Source organism: Amycolatopsis sp. NPDC005232 (assembly GCF_040607795.1).
Lineage (GTDB): Bacteria > Actinomycetota > Actinomycetes > Mycobacteriales > Pseudonocardiaceae > Amycolatopsis.
In genome coordinates this window covers 43,137-60,774 of the sequence record NZ_JBEXHL010000042.1, presented here as the reverse complement: position 1 = coordinate 60,774, position 17,638 = coordinate 43,137, and the positions used below count along the sequence as shown (strand labels likewise).

General features: G+C 70.6%; 15 protein-coding genes and 1 riboswitch. Of the genes, 9 read left to right on the top strand and 6 right to left on the bottom strand.

Features of this window, described 5'->3' with window-relative positions; genetic code table 11:
- The first annotated feature begins 60 nt into the window (after positions 1 to 60).
- The 5 genes from ABZU76_RS44800 (at position 61) to ABZU76_RS44780 (ending at position 8,059) form a co-directional block, all read left to right on the top strand.
- Positions 61 to 1,134 carry a ribonucleotide-diphosphate reductase subunit beta gene (locus ABZU76_RS44800; RefSeq protein ID WP_220238757.1) on the top strand — a complete coding sequence of 358 codons (1,074 nt, stop codon included), beginning with the start codon at positions 61 to 63 and terminating at the stop codon, positions 1,132 to 1,134.
- A 109-nt stretch (positions 1,135 to 1,243) separates the two neighbouring features.
- A riboswitch (cobalamin riboswitch) is annotated at positions 1,244 to 1,440 on the top strand.
- 97 nt (positions 1,441 to 1,537) lie between these two features.
- Complete coding sequence (metE, locus tag ABZU76_RS44795) at positions 1,538 to 3,793, top strand: 5-methyltetrahydropteroyltriglutamate--homocysteine S-methyltransferase (protein WP_354882454.1); 2,256 nt, start codon at positions 1,538 to 1,540, stop codon at positions 3,791 to 3,793.
- A gap of 160 nt (positions 3,794 to 3,953) precedes the next feature.
- Positions 3,954 to 5,414 (top strand): cytochrome P450, encoded by a 1,461-nt coding sequence (locus ABZU76_RS44790; protein WP_354882451.1) that lies wholly within the window; start codon positions 3,954 to 3,956, stop codon positions 5,412 to 5,414.
- Between the two features lie 239 nt (positions 5,415 to 5,653).
- On the top strand, positions 5,654 to 7,525 hold the full coding sequence (locus ABZU76_RS44785; protein ID WP_354882448.1) for a diguanylate cyclase: 1,872 nt from the start codon (positions 5,654 to 5,656) through the stop codon (positions 7,523 to 7,525).
- Between the two features lie 72 nt (positions 7,526 to 7,597).
- Positions 7,598 to 8,059 carry a peroxiredoxin gene (locus ABZU76_RS44780; protein ID WP_354882445.1) on the top strand — a complete coding sequence of 154 codons (462 nt, stop codon included), beginning with the start codon at positions 7,598 to 7,600 and terminating at the stop codon, positions 8,057 to 8,059.
- Positions 8,060 to 8,090: 31 nt separating this feature from the next.
- Here ABZU76_RS44780 and ABZU76_RS44775 read toward each other — a convergent pair whose 3' ends face one another.
- A complete protein-coding gene (locus ABZU76_RS44775; RefSeq protein WP_354882442.1) occupies positions 8,091 to 8,615 on the bottom strand; it encodes a GNAT family N-acetyltransferase in 525 nt (174 codons plus the stop codon).
- A 93-nt stretch (positions 8,616 to 8,708) separates the two neighbouring features.
- Complete coding sequence (locus ABZU76_RS44770; RefSeq protein ID WP_354882439.1) at positions 8,709 to 9,638, bottom strand: LCP family protein; 930 nt, start codon at positions 9,636 to 9,638, stop codon at positions 8,709 to 8,711.
- A gap of 7 nt (positions 9,639 to 9,645) precedes the next feature.
- Between ABZU76_RS44770 and ABZU76_RS44765 the strand changes: the two genes are divergently transcribed.
- Positions 9,646 to 9,834 (top strand): hypothetical protein, encoded by a 189-nt coding sequence (locus ABZU76_RS44765; protein ID WP_354882436.1) that lies wholly within the window; start codon positions 9,646 to 9,648, stop codon positions 9,832 to 9,834.
- A 193-nt stretch (positions 9,835 to 10,027) separates the two neighbouring features.
- Here the strand turns inward: ABZU76_RS44765 and ABZU76_RS44760 are convergent, their stop codons facing one another.
- Both ABZU76_RS44760 and ABZU76_RS44755 read right to left on the bottom strand, forming a co-directional pair.
- On the bottom strand, positions 10,028 to 11,287 hold the full coding sequence (locus tag ABZU76_RS44760) for a cyclopropane-fatty-acyl-phospholipid synthase family protein (protein ID WP_354882433.1): 1,260 nt from the start codon (positions 11,285 to 11,287) through the stop codon (positions 10,028 to 10,030).
- A 90-nt stretch (positions 11,288 to 11,377) separates the two neighbouring features.
- Positions 11,378 to 12,070 (bottom strand): alpha/beta fold hydrolase, encoded by a 693-nt coding sequence (locus ABZU76_RS44755; RefSeq protein ID WP_354882430.1) that lies wholly within the window; start codon positions 12,068 to 12,070, stop codon positions 11,378 to 11,380.
- Positions 12,071 to 12,181: 111 nt separating this feature from the next.
- Here ABZU76_RS44755 and ABZU76_RS44750 point away from each other — a divergent pair, with 111 nt between their 5' ends.
- Positions 12,182 to 12,910, top strand: coding sequence for an SIS domain-containing protein (locus ABZU76_RS44750; protein ID WP_354882427.1), 729 nt, complete (start codon positions 12,182 to 12,184; stop codon positions 12,908 to 12,910).
- Positions 12,911 to 13,033: 123 nt separating this feature from the next.
- Positions 13,034 to 14,197, top strand: a complete 1,164-nt coding sequence (locus tag ABZU76_RS44745) for a serine hydrolase domain-containing protein (protein WP_354882424.1) — start codon at positions 13,034 to 13,036, stop codon at positions 14,195 to 14,197.
- 52 nt (positions 14,198 to 14,249) lie between these two features.
- Here the strand turns inward: ABZU76_RS44745 and ABZU76_RS44740 are convergent, their stop codons facing one another.
- Both ABZU76_RS44740 and ABZU76_RS44735 read right to left on the bottom strand, forming a co-directional pair.
- Positions 14,250 to 16,118: an ABC transporter ATP-binding protein gene (locus tag ABZU76_RS44740; protein ID WP_354882421.1), complete on the bottom strand. Its 1,869-nt coding sequence runs from the start codon at positions 16,116 to 16,118 to the stop codon at positions 14,250 to 14,252.
- A 116-nt stretch (positions 16,119 to 16,234) separates the two neighbouring features.
- Positions 16,235 to 16,675 (bottom strand): MarR family transcriptional regulator, encoded by a 441-nt coding sequence (locus tag ABZU76_RS44735; protein WP_354882418.1) that lies wholly within the window; start codon positions 16,673 to 16,675, stop codon positions 16,235 to 16,237.
- 73 nt (positions 16,676 to 16,748) lie between these two features.
- Here ABZU76_RS44735 and ABZU76_RS44730 point away from each other — a divergent pair, with 73 nt between their 5' ends.
- Positions 16,749 to 17,621, top strand: a complete 873-nt coding sequence (locus ABZU76_RS44730; protein ID WP_354882415.1) for an LLM class flavin-dependent oxidoreductase — start codon at positions 16,749 to 16,751, stop codon at positions 17,619 to 17,621.
- Positions 17,622 to 17,638: the final 17 nt, after the last annotated feature.

Below are 17,638 nucleotides of genomic sequence, written 5' to 3'. Positions count from 1 at the left end.
GGGGTGCGGCGGGCGAGAACCCGCCGCACCCCTCACGAGCCTTTTTCTTGGAGCCTCTTGATGACCAACGTGGAGACCACGGACGCCACCGGCCTCGGCGAGATCGAGGTCGGCGCCGCCCGGATCAACGTCGACGACAAGCGCATGATCAACGCGCGCGCCGACGTGAACCAGCTGCTGCCCATGAAGTACCGCTGGGCGTGGGACAAGTACCTCGCCGCGTGCAACAACCACTGGATGCCGACCGAGGTCGCCATGCAGGCCGACATCGCGCTGTGGAAGTCGCCCGACGGCCTGACCGAGGACGAGCGCCAGATGCTCAAGCGCAACCTCGGCTTCTTCGCCACCGCGGAGTCGTTGGTGGCCAACAACATCGTGCTCGCGGTGTACCGCCAGATCACCAATCCCGAGTGCCGCCAGTACCTGCTGCGCCAGGCGTTCGAGGAAGCCGTGCACACGCACACCTTCCAGTACATCTGCGAAAGCCTCGGCCTGGTCGAGGGCGAGCTGTTCAACATGTACCGCGAAGTGCCGTCCATCTCCGAGAAGGACGCGTGGGCGCTGAAGTACACGCAGAACCTCGAGAACCCGGACTTCGAGACCGGCACGCAGGAGGCCGACCAGGCGTTCCTGCGCGACCTCGTGGCTTTCTACGTGATCTTCGAGGGCATGTGGTTCTACACCGGCTTCGCGCAGATCCTCTCGCTCGGCCGCCGCAACAAGATGGTCGGCATCGCCGAGCAGTACCAGTACATCCTGCGCGACGAGTCGATCCACCTGAACTTCGGCATCGACTGCATCAACCAGATCAAGATCGAGAACCCGCACCTGTGGACCGAGCAGTTCCAGGCGGAGATCCGGCAGATGCTGACCGACGCGTGCGAGCTGGAAGTCCGCTACGCGCGCGACACCATGCCGCGCGGCATGCTGGGCCTCTCGGCGCAGCTGTGCGAGCAGTACATGCACTTCATCACCGACCGGCGCGCCCAGCAGATCGGCCTCGCGCCGATCTTCGGGGAGACGGAGAACCCGTTCCCGTGGATGTCGGAGGCGATGGACCTGAAGAAGGAGAAGAACTTCTTCGAGACCCGCGTGATCGAGTACCAGTCCGGCGGCGCGCTGGACTGGGATTGATCAAAGCGGACTGATCCCGGACTCTGGGACCGGGGTGCGGCTTGTGCCGCCGGCAACCCCGACCCGCTAGGCTCGGCCACGCCACTGGTTCGCCAGGGCGTGGCCGAGCTTCTTTCGGTCGTGCCCCGGTGAGGCAACAGGGAACCCGGTGTGAATCCGGGACTGCCCCGCAGCGGTGAGTGGGAACGAAAGCCGTCACCACGATTTCGTGGTCAAGCACTGGGCGCGAGCCCGGGAAGCGACGGCGAGTAGGCGCGAGCGGTTCGCCCACGAGTCCGAAGACCTGCCCGTGGTACGTGCGCCGACGGCGTGCGTGAGTCCGGGCCCCGTGGGAGCAGGCCTGAGGCGAAACGCGGTTCTCGCGTGCCCGGGCTCGTTGGCGAGCTCGCGAGGAGAGAGCCCTGTGACCACCATCGGCACCACCATCCTGGGATACCCGCGCATCGGCCCGGCCCGGGAGCTCAAGCGCGCCCTGGAGCGCTACTGGGCCGGCACCACCGGCGAAGCGGAGTTGCTCGCCACCGGCCGCGAACTGCGCGCACAGACCTGGTCGCGGCTGCGCGACGCCGGGCTGGAGTCGATCCCGTCCGGCACGTTCTCCCACTACGACCACGTGCTCGACACCGCCGAGCTGTTCGGTGCGCTGCCGGAGCGCTTCACGCGCCTCGGCCTCTCACCGCTGGACACGTACTTCGCCGCCGCGCGCGGCGTGCAGGACGAGCCGGCGCTCGAGATGACCAAGTGGTTCGACACCAACTACCACTACCTCGTGCCCGAGCTGGGTCCCGGCTCGCGCTTCACGCTGTCGGGCACGAAGCCGCTCGACGAGGTGCGCGAAGCCCGGGAGCTGGGGATCGAGACGCGGCCGGTACTCGTCGGGCCGGTCACGTTTTTGCTGCTCAGCAAGGCGACGCAGCCCGGCTTCGAGCCACTGGAGCTGCTCGACGAGCTGCTGCCCGCCTACGCGGAGCTGCTGGCCGCGCTGAAGGCCGAGGGCGTCGAGTGGGTGCAGCTCGATGAACCGGCGTTCGCCGGTGACCGCACCACGAAGGAGCTCAACGCGCTGACCCGCGCGTACCACGTGCTGGCCAAGGCCGAGGACCGCCCGAAGCTGCTCGTCGCCGGGTACTTCGGCGGACTCAGCCGCGGGCTCGGTGTGCTGGCCCGCTCCCCCATCGAGGCGCTGGCCGTGGACCTCGTCACCGACGAGTCCTTTGTGGACGCAGTGGCCACGGAAGGCGCGTTGCGCGACAAGGAGGTGCTCGCCGGCGTCGTCGACGGGCGCAACGTGTGGCGCACCGACCCGGACCGAGCGTTGGAACGCGCCGCGCGGCTGGCCGGCACCGCGCAGCACGTGAGCGTCACGACGTCGTGCTCGCTGCTGCACGTTCCCTACGACGTCGAGGCCGAGAACCTCGATTCACGACTCGGGAGCTGGCTCGCGTTCGCCGACCAGAAGGTCGCCGAGGTCGTGCTGCTCGGGCGGGCGCTGCGCGGCGAAGACGTCGACCTGTCGGCGGCGCGGGCGGCCGTCGCGGACCGCGCGACGAACCCGGCAGACGCGGCCGTGCGGGAGCGGCCGGCGGCGCTGACACCGCAGGACGCCGTGCGTGAGCCGTACGAGCAACGGGCGGCCGCGCACCGGGAATCCCTCGGCCTGCCGCCGCTGCCGACCACCACGATCGGCTCGTTCCCGCAGACCACCGACGTCCGCAAGGCCCGCGCCGCGTACCGCGCGGGCACGCTCGACGAACCCGCGTACGTGGCCCAGATGCATGCCGAGATCGACCGCGTGGTGCGGCTGCAGGAGGAGCTGGGCCTCGACGTGCTGGTGCACGGCGAGCCCGAGCGCAACGACATGGTGCAGTACTTCGCCGAGCAGCTCGCCGGGTTCGCCTCGACCGAGCACGGCTGGGTGCAGTCCTACGGCTCGCGCTGCGTCCGCCCGCCGATCCTCTACGGCGACGTCTCGCGCCCGCGGCCGATGACCGTGCCGTGGGCGCGGTACGCGCAAAGCCGCACCACCAAGCCGATCAAGGGCATGCTCACCGGCCCGGTCACGATCCTCGCGTGGTCGTTCGTGCGCGACGACCAGCCGCTCGCGGACACCGCGCTGCAGGTCGCGTTCGCGATCCGCGACGAGGTGACCGACCTCGAAACCGCGGGCGTGCGCGTGGTCCAGGTCGACGAGCCGGCCCTGCGGGAGCTGCTGCCGCTGCGCGCGGCCGGGCACGAGGCCTACTTCGACTGGGCGGTGCGGGCGTTCCGCGTCGCGACGGCCGGAGCCGCCGAGGGCACCCAGATCCACACGCACATGTGCTATTCGGAGTTCGGCGAGGTGCTCTCGGCGATCGACGGCCTCGACGCCGACGTGACCAGCATCGAAGCCGCGCGCTCGAAGATGGAGGTGCTCGCCGACCTGTCGGCCGGTGGGTTCGCGCGCGGCGTCGGCCCCGGCGTCTACGACATCCACTCGCCCCGCGTGCCGGGCGTCGACGAAATCGCGGACCTGCTGCGCACGGCGGCCGCCGCCGTGCCGGCGCACCGGCTGTGGGTGAACCCCGACTGCGGCCTCAAGACGCGCCGCTACGCCGAGGTGGAGCCCGCTTTGCGCCACCTCGTCGCGGCAGCCCGCCAGGTCCGCGCCGAGCAGGGCTGAGCAACCCCGGGCAACGGTGCCGGGCGGCGCGAACCACCGCCCGGCACCGGATCTTCGTCAAGGATCACCCGGATGGAGCCGGCCAAAGGTATTGTCATTCGGTCAACAGCGCGGCACGGTGGACGTCGGACCGGGGTTCCGCCAGTGAAGGCAGGTCGCCATGACGAGCGCAGTCGGCAGGGTCGGCAAGGTCGCCGAGAGCCTGCGTGAGCGCGTGCCCACGCTCACGTCGATGCCGCTGCCCCGCACCGTCGACCAGCGCTGGCAGGCGGCCACCTACCCCGTGCGCGAGCTCGCGGCGCCGCCCGCGGGCAGTGGCCTGAAGCCGGTGCTCGGCGACGACGGCCCGCCGGTCGTGGGCCACGCGCTGGAGATGATGCGCTTCGGCCTGGACTTCAGCTTCAGCCGCTACGAAAAGTACGGCCCCGTCTCGTGGATGGGCGGCTTCGGCCGCCGGATCGTCTCGCTGTCCGGCCCCGAGGCCACACAGATCGCCCTGGTGAACAAGGACAAGGCGTTCTCACAGGAGGGCTGGAAGTTCTTCATCGAGAAGTTCTTCGACCGCGGCCTCATGCTGCTCGACTTCGGCGAGCACCACCTGCACCGGCGGATCATGCAGAGCGCGTTCACGCGCGAGCGGCTCGTCGGCTACGTCGGGCAGATGGGCCCGGCCCTGCGCGCCGGCGTCGAGGCGTGGCCCGGCGGCACGCGGCCGCGGCTGTACTGGGCGCTCAAGCAGCTCACCCTCGACGTGGCGACGCGCGTGTTCATGGACATGCGCTCGCCCGACGACGCGATGCGGATCAGTCGCGCGTTCGTGAACACCGTGCGCGCGGGCACGGCACTGGTGCGCTACCCCGTGCCCGGCGGCCGCTGGTCCGCGGGCCTGCGCGGCCGGCGGCTGCTGGAGCGCTACTTCGGCGAGACCCTGCCGGAAAAGCGCCGCGCGGGCGGCGACGACCTGTTCGCCGCGCTCTGCACCGCCACCACCGAGGACGGCGACCGGTTCACCGACGCGGACATCGTGAACCACATGATCTTCCTGATGATGGCGGCGCACGACACCACGACCATCACCAGCAGCGCCATGGCCTACTACCTGGCAAAGCACCCGGAGTGGCAGGAACGCGCCCGCGCGGAGTCGCTCGCGCTCGGCGACGAGGTGCCGGACATCGAGGCGCTGGAAAGCCTGGAAACGCTCGACCTCGTGATGAAGGAATCACTGCGACTGCGGGCCCCGGTGCCGTCTATGGCCCGCAAGACCACCAAGGACACCGACGTGCTCGGTCACTTCATCCCCGAAGGCACACTCGTCGGCGTCTCGCCGACGCTGAACCACTTCACCTCCGACTGCTGGACCGACCCGATGCGCTTCGACCCCGAGCGCTTCGCCGAGCCGCGGCGCGAGGACAAGTCGCACCGGTTCGCGTGGATGCCCTTCGGCGGCGGCGCGCACAAGTGCATCGGGCTGCACTTCGGCAGCCTCGAGGTCAAGGCACTGATGCACGAGATGCTGCGGACTTTCCGCTGGTCAGTACCCCAGGACTACACCGCACGCTGGGACTACGTGTCGTTGCCGGTCCCCGCCGACGGACTACCGGTGCGCCTCGAATATCGTTGACGGACGCTGCGGGAGGCGGGGAGCCGACAGTGCCGGAGAAACGGAAATCGGACGAACCGGAAAAACACGTTCGAGCACTCAAGGTGACATCATGTCACCATTTGTGTACGGGTCATCACTCGTTCAGCCGGTAGACACCCCGTTTCGCGCATGATGCCGTGGCATCACTCACGGCCAACTCATACCTAGTGTGGGTCCATGAACCTTCACACCGGGTCTGAGCTGGCTTTAGTCCGCGCATGAAGAGGTGGAGTGTGCCTGAGCCTGGTGCCGCGCCAGGGTTGGTCGACGTCGCGCGCAAGTTCGCGACGACGCTGACCGACACGAAAGGAGTAACGCTTCCGCCCGCGGAATTGGAGCGTCTCCTGCTCTCCTTCGCCCAGGAGGTGACGGAGTTCGCGACCCCCGCGTACGAAGCCGCCGTCCTGCGCTTCACCACGCTCTTCTCCACCGCCCCGATCGGGATCGCGCTCGCCGATCCCTCCGGCGTGATCATGGAGGTCAACCTCGCGCTGGCCAAGCTGCTCGGCTCGACCCAGGACCGGCTCAGGGGCAAACATCTCGCCGACCTGGCCGCCACCGAGCACGGCGCCACGCGGATCCGCGCCGGCCTCGAACGCCTCACCACCACCGACATCGGCAAGGTCATCGAGCGCGGCATCCGCCTCGACCACAGCGAGGACGGCGGCCTCACCACCAACGTCACGCTCGCGTGGCTGCCCGGCGACCGGCCCGACACCCACTTCCCGGTGCTGATGGCGGCCGACGCCGACGACCTGCACCTGCTCGGCGAACGCCTGATGCACCAGAACGTGCACGACCCGCTCACGGGTCTGCCGAACTCGCAGGCGTTCACCACCCGCGTCGAAGCCGCGCTCGCCGCGCCGCGCACCGAGCAGATCGCGCTGGTGTACCTCGACCTCGACGGCTTCAAGGTGATCAACGACGGCCTCGGCGCGGGTGTCGGCGACGAGGTGCTGAAAGAGGTCGCGAGCAAGCTGTCGGCGGTCTTCACCGGGCACCACGACGGGTACGTCGCCCGCCTGTCCGGCGACGGGTTCGCCGTGTTGCTGCGCGGCGAGGACCTCACGCGGCAGCACGTGGTGAACCTCGTGGACCGCGCGCTGGAGGATCTCAACGAGCCGGTCTACCTGGGTGGCCACGGGATCGGGGTGAGCGCGAGCGTCGGCATCGTCGTGGGCGCGTGCCGCGACGGCGGGCACATCGAGCTGCGCCGGGCCGCAGAGCTCGCGCTGCACCGGGCGAAGGAACACGGCAAGGCGAAGTGGATGCTGTTCGACCCGGACGAGGACGCACGCGACCGCAGCCGCTACCAGCTCGGCGCCGTGATCGCGGGCGCGCTGGAGAACGGTGAGTTCTCCCTGATCTACCAGCCCACCGTGAAGCTCGCGAAGCCCGACGAGATCGCGGCCGTGAACGCCGGCCTGCGCTGGAACCACCCGGAGAAGGGCGAGCTCGACTCCGAGGACTTCTACCCGCTGGCGCAGACCACCGGCATGACGGTGCCGCTCGGCAAGTGGCTGCTCGCCGAGTCGCTGGCGGCCACGGCGCGCTGGCGCGAGCGGTTCGGCAACGCCGCGCCCGACGTCTGCATCCGGCTGCCGAAGCGCCTCGCCGGTGACGAGGAGCTCGTGAAGCTGGTCAAGGAGCAGCTCGACCGCCACGACCTGCCGGCCCGCGCGCTGCGCCTGTGCACCGACCGCGAGTCGATGTTCGACGACAACGGCGAAGTGCACGACTCCTTCACCGTGCTCGCCGACCTCGGCGCGCAGCTCGTGCTCACGATCTCCAGCTCGGCCGACCTCGAGCTGATCCCCCGCCACAGCCTGCCCATTCGGCACGTCATCCTCAGCGGCCCGGTCGTCGACGCGCTCGCCGACGGCGCCGCGGAGGCCGACGTGCGCCACCTTCGTCAGCTGGTCGAGCGCGGCAAGGAGCTCAACCTGCGCATCGGCGCCGAAGGGGTACGAAACGCAGAGCACGCGGCGCGGTTGCGCGAGCTCGGCGTGCTCGCCGCGCGCGGTTCGTTCGTCGCCGATTCGGCCACGGGCGACGAAGTGGACGAGATGATCGAACGCCACGCCGGCTGACCCGTCCACCTGCGGTGCGGCTCCGAACACCGGGGAGGATCATCTCCCTCGGACCCGACCGAAAGGACCCCGATGGACACCGGCGACCTCGCGCCCGACTTCACCCTCTCCGACGACCAAGGCAAGGACCGCGCACTGTCGGACTTTCTGACGTCCGGCCCCGTCGTGCTGTTCTTCTACCCCGCCGCCATGACGAGCGGCTGCACCGCGGAAAGCTGCCACTTCCGCGACCTGGCCGCAGAGTTCGCCGAGGTGGGCGCCCAGCGTGTGGGCATCAGCCCGGACGCCGTGGCCAAGCAGCGGGAGTTCTCCGCCGCCAACGGGTTCGACTACCCGCTGTTGTCCGATGTGGACGGTGTGGTGGCGAAGCAGTTCGGCGCGTGGCGCAAGTTCATCCCGCTGCACACCAAGCGCACCACGTTCGTCATCGACACCGACCGGCGCGTGCTCGACGTGATCAAGAGCGAGCTGAACTTCACCGCGCACGCGGACCGCGCGCTGAAGGTGCTGCGCGAGCGCAAGAACGTCGCCTGACGCTTTCCTTGCCCGGCAAGGGATTCTCGGGTCAGCCCGGCCGCTGGATGCGCCACACGAAGTCGTTGCCCGAGCACGCCGGGGCCAGCGCGTCGGAGGCGGCTTCCTTGTGGTGCAAGGTGAAACCCAGCCGGGCCGGGATCGCGCCGCTCTTCGTGTTCAGCTCGTCGTGGAGGATGTCGACGTGGGGCGCGCCCAGGCGCCAGGCCTCGGCGACGAGCAGGGCGGTCGCGCGCGTGGCGAAGCCGCGGCCGGTGCACGGCTTTGCCAGCCAGTAGCCGATCTCGCGGCCGTCGCCGCGGCGCATCAGGCCGCAGCCGCCGGCCAGCGTGCCGTCTGCGGTGTAGATGCCGTACTCCTGCGCTTCACCCGACTCCCAGCGTTCGGCCGTGCCGGTGAGGAACTCCGTGCCCTCGGCCGGGCCGTAGCCGTCGGTGGCCCAGACGAGCCACGCGCCGATGTGCTCGCGGGACGCCGAGACCGTGTCCACGAGCACGTCGAGGTCTTCGGGGCGCCAGCGGTTGAGGGTGACCACGCCGTCGGTGAGGGTGTCCATGTCCTCATGGTGGCACCGCAACAGCACTGTGACATCGAAATAACGCTGGGGCCCGCCGTTTTCCGGCGGGCCCCAGTGGTCGGTGCTGCTGAGCTAGTTGACGACGGCGGTGGGCGGCACCGGGGTGTCGTTCTTCAGCGCGTCGAACAGCTGCGCCGACTTCGTCTTGTCCCAGTGCTCGGCCGAGCCGTCGGTGACCGGCACCGTGCCGGTGAGCACGCCGTCGTCCGAGATGCCGCGCATCGCGATCGCCAGGCCGGCCAGGTTGTGCACGTGGTCACCCGAGTCCATCGTCAGCGCGTCGGGCGCCGAGGACAGCAGCGGGAAGAAGTCGAACGGGTTCAGCAAGGTCCCCGGGCTCGCGATCTGGCTCACGAGAGCGCCGATGAACTTGCGCTGGTTGGCCACGCGGTCGAGGTCCGAACGCGGGGTCGCGCTGCTGTGGCGCATACGGACGAACCCGAGCGACTCGCGCCCGTCCAGCGTCTGGCAGCCGGCCTTGATGTCGATGTTGGTGAACGTGTCGTGCATTTCCTTGTCCACGCACATGTCGACCCCGCCGATCGCGTCGACGATGTTCGCGAACCCGCCGAAGCCGATCTCGGCGTAGTGGTCCATGCGCAGGCCGGTGACGCCTTCCACGGTCTTGACCAGCAGGGCCGGGCCGCCGAGCGAGAACGCGGCGTTGATCTTGTTCGTGCCGTGGCCCGGGATCTTCACCTGGGAGTCGCGCGGCAGGCTCAGCAGCGTCGGCTTGGTGTCGTTGTCCGGGATGTGCGCGATCATGATCGTGTCGGTGCGCTGCCCGCCGCCGGCCGCCGCGACGTCACCGGTCGCCAAGCGTTCCTCGTCCGCGGCCGAGAGCCCGTCGCGGCTGTCGGAACCGACGATCAGCCAGTTGGTGCCCGACGCGGCCGCGGGACGGCCGTCGTAGTCGGCCAGCGCGTCGACGCGCTTGATCGAGAACTCGAGGTAGGCCCAGATCCCGCCCAGGAACACGACGAAAAGCAGCACCAAGGTCATCAGGACTTTGCCGAAGCTCCACCGGCGGCGCCGGCGCGGAGCCGGTCCGGGCGGCGGGGCCTGGCGCGGCGGAGCGTGGCGAGGCGGTGCGGGCGGCGGGGGCACGGGAGCCTCGCCGCGCGAGCCCATGGGTCTGGTGCGCTCGTCGTACGGGCTGCTGCTCGTGCCCGGCAGCGGCATCATCTGGGCCCGCTGATGCTGCCGCGGGCGTGCGGCGGGCTGCGGTGGCCGGGGCGGCACCCGCCGCCTGCCGTCGTCGCCTCCGTACGTCATTGGCTTTCACCCAATCCCCGAATCCGGCAAAACTCGTGCGGCCCAGTGAACCGCACGTCCTCCACCAAAGGACGTGCGGCACCTGGTGCAGGTTCATCCGGCGAGGAACGGCCTGCTCAGCGGGGGTCTGCGAACCCGAACTGGTGCACCTTGATGTGCCCCGAACGGAACCCGGCCTCCGAATAGGCGAGGTAGAACTCCCACATCCGGTGGAACACGTCGTCGAAGCCGAAGCCGCGGATGTCGTCCCAGCGCTGGTGGAACCGCTCGCCCCACAGCTTGAGCGTGCGCGCGTAGTCCTGGCCGAACTCGCGCATCCCGGCCAGCTTGAGGCGGGTGTTGTCGAGCATGCCGTCCTCGATCGCCTGCACCGACGGGATGATGCCGCCCGGGAAGATGTACTTGTGGATCCAGCTGTACGACCTGGCCGCGGCCAGCATCCGGTCGTGGTCCATCGTGATGGCCTGCAGGCCGAAGCGCCCGCCCGGGCGCAGCCGCTTGCCGATCGTGGCGAAGAACGTGGGCCAGTAGGACTGCCCGACGGCCTCGATCATCTCCACGCTCACCACGGCGTCGTACTGGCCCGTGGCGTTGCGGTAGTCGCACAGCTGCACGTCGATGCGGTCGGACAGGCCCGCCTCGGCGATCCGCGCGTCGGCCAGCACCTTCTGCTCCTGCGAGATGGTCAGCGACGTCACCTTCGCGCCGCGCGAGGCCGCGCGGATCGACAGCTCGCCCCAGCCTGTGCCGATCTCCAGCACCTCGCTGCCCTCGCGCACGCCCGCGTAGTCCAGCACGCTGTCGAGCTTGCGGTGCTGGGCCTGCGTCAGGCTGTCAGCCGGGCCGAACAGCGCCGAGGAATACATCATCGACTCGTCGAGGAACGCGCTGAACAGGTCGTTGGACAGGTCGTAGTGCCGGTGGATGTTCGACCGCGACCCCTCGATCGTGTTCTCCTCGTGCGCCGGCTGCACGCGCTCGGCGAAGCGCCGGAACCGCTGCAGGAACGGCGGCACGACCGTGGCCAGCTTCTCGGCGAACGGCGTCAGCACTCCCGCGAGGTCCTCGGCGGTCCAGTCCCCCACCATGTAGGACTCGCCGAAGCCGATCTTCGCGTCGGCGCCGAGGCGGTGGAAGAACGCCGAGGGCCGCAGGATCCGCATCTCCGGCGCCTCCGGGCCACCGGCACCCAGGACGGTGCCGTCGGGGAACGTGATCCGCAGGTCGAGGTTCTTCACGGCGCGGCGGAAGAGCGCCTCCGCGGCCCGCGCGCGCAGCGGCGAATGCGGCGGCGTGGCCAGTCCCGGCCACCGGGTTTCGTCGGGCACCGGCTGCGAGGCGGGCCCCGTCGCTCGGTCAACACTTGAGGTGGACAAGACACTCCCTCCGGAATGGGCCCATCGGCCCACATCTGATGGTATTCCCGGCACACGCGACCTGCGCTGCGCGGTTGTCGCCGGATCCGGTCACACGGGGATGCGCAGCCGCTCGTCCGCGGGCCGGGTCCATGCCTGCCGGAGAGTTTCGTCGGTCTCCCCCGCGTCGATCGCTTCCAGTGTGAAAGCACACATCAGCCTGGTCCAGACCGCCGGGCGCTTGATCATCGCGTGCCCCTCGCCGGTGACTTCGAAGCGCGCGAGGCGCTTGGCCAGCTCCCGCGCACGCTCGGCGAAGGCGTGGGAATCACGCGGTGAGGTGATCCGGTCGCGCGTGCCGTGCAGCATGACCACGGAGCGGCCCGTGACGGCGTCCACGGGCTCGCCGGGCGGCGTCCACGGTGCGAGGGCGCACACGCCCACCACGGCGGGGTCGTCGGCCACGCGCAGCGCCACGCGTCCGCCCATCGAGTGCCCGACGAGCACGACGGGCAGGCCCGGGTGTTCGGCGCGGACGCGCTCCAGCGCCCAGCGGGCGTCGTCCACCGGGTCTTCCTCGGGCGCGTTCCAGCCGTAGCGGCGGTTGCGCACCAGGCGCACCTCCAGGCCCGCCGCGCGGCCCGCGCGGTGCAGGGCGCGGGCCAGCGGCACCATGCGCAGGTACGCCAGCCGCCACGGCCCCACGGCCGCGATGCCGTGCTCGGCGCCGCCGTGCAGTACCAGGGCCACCGCCCTCGTCCGCCCGTGCGCGCGCCGCACCGAAACGACGGGTACTCCGTCCACGTGCCGCCTCCCAGTCACCGGTACGCCCGGATGATCAGCTCTCACGCTAATCCACCACGAAGCGTGTCCAAGCGATACATTCGGCGCCCGAACCCGCGACGAAGGGCAGGTGTGGTGAGCGCCACGGAAATCTGGAAGAGCTCCTCGGAAAAGCTCGCGGCCGCGCGGGAGGCCAACGCCGAAGCGCTGACGGCGGCGGCAGACCTCGTGCTCGGGGTCATCCGGTCCGACGCCCTCGTGTTCACGGCCGGTGCCGGGCACTCGCTCGCCGCGGTCGCCGAGACGTTCTACCGCGCGGGTGGCCTCGCCTGCGTCTACCCGCTGTACCACCCGGAGCTGCTGCCCCTGCACGGCGCGCAGCACAGCACGAAGACCGAGCGCCGCAGCGGGCTGGCCGAAGAGGTGCTGGCCGAGCGCGCGCCGGGTCCCGACGACGTGCTCGTGGTGTTCTCTACGTCCGGCGTGAACCCGTACCCGGTGGAGCTGGCCGCCGGTGCCCGCCGCCGGGGCGCGTCGGTGATCGCCGTGACGTCGCGCGCGTGCGTGGCCGCGGCGCCGCGCCGCTCGGCGACGACGCTGGTCGAGGAGGGCACGGTCGTGCTCGACTCGCTCGTGATCCCCGGCGACGCGAGCCACCCGGCCGCCGCGCCGCGCACCGCGCCACTGTCCACTGTGGTCAACGCGTTCCTGTGGAACCTGATCCTGGCGGAGGTCTACGACCGCGGGACGGCCGAGGGCATCGACGTCCCGCTGTGGCGAAGCTCCAATGTGGAGGGTGGCGACGAGGCCAACACGGCCCTGCTCGCCAAGTACGGCCCCCGCGTGCCCGCGCTGCGGTAGCCCCTCGCGAACCGGGGTCGCACCCGGCGAAAAAGGACCCGGCCCGGCAGGTCTTGACGGGCCTGGTCCGCCCTTCTAACTTCGGCGTACCGACCAGTCGGTGTCGAGTGGAGGCGGGCCAGCATGGACGATGAGACGGCCGTGCCCCTGCACGGCACCTGCGCGCCCGGGTTCGAGGCGGTGCAGGACGCGTTCGTCGAGAACATCTCCGAGCGCGACGAGCTGGGCGCGGCCTTCGCCGTGACCCATCGCGGCGAGGTCGTGGTCGATCTCTGGGCCGGCTGGGCGGATCCGGGCCGCACCACGCCGTGGCGGCCGGACACGCTGACCAATGTCTGGTCCACCACCAAGGGCATGGCGGCGATCTGCGCGCACCAGCTCGCCGACGCCGGCGAGCTGGACCTCGACGCCCCCGTGGCGCGGTACTGGCCCGAGTTCACCGCGGCGGGCAAGCAGGACATCCCGGTGCGGTGGCTGCTCTCGCACCGCTCCGGCGTCGTCGGCATCGGCCTGGCGCGCCCGGTGAAGGTCGAGGAGCTCTACGACTGGGACCAGATCACCGGGCTGCTGGCCGCGCAGGAACCGCTGTTCCCGCCCGGGTCGGCCAGCGGGTACCACGCGCTGTCCTACGGATTCCTCGTCGGCGAGGTCGTGCGCCGCGTGGCCGGGCAGGGCATCGACGCGTTCTTCGCCGAGCACGTCGCCGGTCCCCTCGATGCGGATTTCTCCATCGGAGTCGGGGAAGCCGACCTCGGGCGCTGCTCGACGCTCGTGGAGCCGGTGCTCACGCCGGAGATGACCACGGCGCTCACCGAGGCGTTCGCGAACGCCGGCCCGGTCGCGCTCGCCGCCATGGCGAACCCGCGCGTGGAAGGCCACCACGCCAACGATCCCGCGTGGCGGCGCGCCGTGATGCCCGCGCTCAACGGCCACGGCACGGCCAAGGCGCTCGCGATCATCTACGGTGCGCTGGCCGACGGCTCCGAACGCCTGATCTCGGCCGGCGCGCTCGACCGGGCCCGCGAAGGCCAGGGCGCCTCGGTCGACGTGGTCGCCGGGGTGCCCAACGAGTGGACGCTGGGTTTCTATCTCGGCAGCGACGCACGCGGCTTCGGTCCCAACCCTGCCGCGTTCGGCCACGACGGTCTCGGCGGCTCGTCCGGTGGCGCCGACCCGGAGGCCGGCGTGGGCTTCGGTTACGTGATGAACCGCATGGGCCCGTTGCTGCGTGACGATCCGCGCAAGATGGCGCTCGTCAACGCGACCTTCGCCTGCCTCGAACACTGAGCCGGTACGCCAAGGGCGCCTCGAGTCTTCTCGAGGCGCCCTTCGCGGAGCGTCACGCGGCGGCGGTCGGCTCCTCGTCGAACTGCGTGCGGTGCAGCTCGGCGTAGCGGCCGCCGTGGGCGAGCAACTCTTCGTGCGTGCCGCGTTCGACGATCCGGCCGTCCTCGACGACCAGGATCAGGTCGGCGGCGCGGACGGTCGAGAGCCGGTGCGCGATCACGAGGGCCGTGCGGCCTTCGAGCGCACCCGTGAGGGCCTCGCCGACCGCGGCCTCCGATTCGGAGTCCAGGTGGGCAGTGGCCTCATCCAGCACCACGACCTTCGGCTGCGCCAGCAGGAGCCGCGCGATGGTGAGACGCTGGCGTTCGCCGCCGGAGAGGCGGTAGCCGCGTTCGCCGACTGTCGTGTCGAGGCCGTCGGGCAGCGACTGCACCAGGTGGGCCAGGCGGGCCTGCTCCAGCGCGGCCCAGATCTCGTCGTCGGTCACGGCCGGGCGGGCGTAGGCCAGGTTGGCGCGGATGGTGTCGTGGAACAGGTGCCCGTCCTGCGTCACCACGCCCACGGTGGCGCGCAGCGCCGCGAAGTCCAGGTCGCGGACGTCCACATCGGACAACCGGACCGCACCACCGTCCACATCGTAGAGGCGCGGCAGCAGCGAGGCGATGGTCGACTTGCCGGCACCCGAGGAGCCGACCAAAGCCACCATCTGTCCCGGTTCGGCGCGGAAGCTGATGCCGTGCAGCACCTCTTCGCCCCCGCGGCTGTCCAAAGTGGCCACGTCTTCCAGTGACGCCAGCGAGAACCGGTCGGCCGCCGGGTACCCGAAGCGCACGTCCTCGAACTCCACGGCCACGCCGCCCGCGGGCAGCGCCTTCGGCTTCGCCGGTTCCTTGATCATCGGGTCGAGGTCGAGCACCTCGAAGACCCGCTCGAACGACACCAGCGCGGTCATCACGTCCACGCGGACGTTGGCCAGCGCCGTGAGCGGCGCGTAGAGGCGGGTCAGCAACAGCGCCAGTGCCACCACGGTGCCGGGCGCGATCTGGCCGGTGAAGGCGAGGTAGCCGCCGAGGCCGTAGACCAGCGCCTGCGCGAGCGCCGACACGAGCGTGAGGCTGGTCATGAACCAGCGGGTGAGCATCGCGGTGCGCACGCCGATGTCGCGTACGCGGCCGGCGCGGTCGCTGAACTCGCCGACTTCCTGGCGCGGCCGGCCGAACAGCTTCACGAGCGTGGCGCCCGGCGCCGAGAACCGCTCGGTCATCTGCGTGGTCATGCCGGCGTTGAGCTGCGCCGACTCGCGCTGCAGCCCGGCCATCCGGCGGCCCAGCCGGCGCGCCGGGAGCACGAAGATCGGCAGCAGCACCAGCGCGAAGACCGTGACCTGCCACGACAGCGTCACCATCACCGCGAGCGAGAGCACGAGCTGGATCACGTTGGTGACCAGGCCCGAGAGCGTCGCGGTGAACGTGCGCTGCGCGCCGATCACGTCGTTGTTGAGCCGGCTCACCAGCGCGCCGGTACGGGTGCGCGTGAAGAACGCGATAGGCAGTTTCTGCACGTGCGCGAACACGGCGACGCGCAGGTCGAGGATGATCCCCTCGCCGATGCGCGCCGACTGCCACCGCTCCGCCAGCCCCAGCCCGGCATCGAGGATGGCGAGCACCGCGATCACCACGGCGAGCCAGATGATCAGCGGCAGGTCCTGGTGACCGACGATCGCGTCGACGACCTTGCCCGCCAGCACGGGCGTGGTCACCGCCAGCACGGCGGACACCACCGTCAGAACCAGGAAGACGAGCAGCCGCACCCAGTGCGGACGAGCGAAGCGCGCGACCCGTTTCACGGTGCCGCGAGTGAGCGCCCTCGGCGTGTCGGCCCCGCGCATCGCGGAGCCGAGCAACGCCCACGTGTTGTCCATGTGGAGCCTTTCCCCCGGTCGACAAAACTTCTATATTACTTGAGCTTTTTTCCAGAGATGCCCAGCACAACGCCGGTTCGTCCCGAGTTCTTCCCTGTGGCGTCCGCCCGGGGCGTTCACCGGTGGTGAACAACCGCCCGCAGCGCCTCGCGCAGCGCGTCGGCGTCGCGCCCGTCGAGCGGGCCCAGCAGCCGCCGTTCGGCCTCCTCCGACGCCTCGGTGGCCGCCTTCAGCACGCGCAGCCCCTCCTCCGTCGGCGTCACGATCCGGCGGCGGCGATCGGCGGGATCGACGTGGCGCCGCACGAGCGCCTTGTCCTCCAGTTCGTCGACGAGCTGCACCATGGTCGTCCGGTCCACGCCGAGCCGCGCGGCCGCCTCCTGCTGCGCCTGCGGCTCGCCGTCGGCCAGCAGCGCGAGCACGGCGACCTGCCGCCCGGTCACCCCGTGGGGTGCGAGCAGCGGCTCCTGCAGCTCGGCCAGCCGCAGTTGCGCGTGCTTGAGCAGATAACCGAGCCGGCGGGTCACGACGGCCGGGGTTTCGGGAGCACTCGACATGAACCGCATCCTAGCCCTATCCTGATCATCAGTAGTGCTGATGATTTCTCCATCTGACGATCAGGAGTCCCCCATGGTGACCTTCGGCCTGAAACCGGCCCAGCAGTTCACGGACGTCGCGACGCTGCGCGAGATCTGGGCGATCGCCGACGACGCGCGGTTCGACGGCCTCTGGACCTTCGACCACTTCGCCCCCATGGGCCCCGTCCGCACCGGCGCCGTCTTCGAGGCCTGGACGCTGCTCGCCGCCATGGCCGAAGCCACGCACCACGTCCGGATCGGCTGCCTGGTGTCGGGCAACACCAACCGGCACCCCGCCGTGCTGGCCAAGATGGCCGCGACGATCGACCACCTCTGCGGCGGCCGGCTCGACGTGGGCCTCGGAGCGGGTGGCGACGAGCTCGCCGACACGATGCTCGGCATGCCGACCCCGCCGGCCCGCGAACGCGTCGAGCGGCTCGCCGAGGCGTGCACCGTCCTCGACCTGCTGTGGACGCGCCCGGTCGCCGACTTCAGCGGTGCCCACTACCGGCTGACGGCAGCGGCGAGCGACCCGAAACCCGTGCAGACGCCGAAGCCGCCGCTGTGGCTCGGCAGCAACGGCGAACGCCGCGGCCTGCGGATCGTCGCCGAGCACGCCGACGTGTGGCTCAACGCGAGCCTGCCGGGGACGCCTGTCGAGGAGCTCACGCGGCTGTCGGGCGTGCTCGACCGGCACTGCGCGGCCGTCGGCCGTGACCCGGCGACGGTGCGCCGAGCCGTGCAGTTCCGGCTCTCGGCCGAGGACGACGACACCCTGCGAGAGGCGCGGACCTACCTCGACGCCGGGTTCACCGACCTCATCCTCATGCTCCCGTCCGCCGGCGACACCGTGGGCCGGGCCAAGCAGGCGGCCGCACTGCTCCCGCGGCTGCGCGAACTGGGCCGAACGGGCGAGCACGGGTGATCCGGACGCCCTCGGTA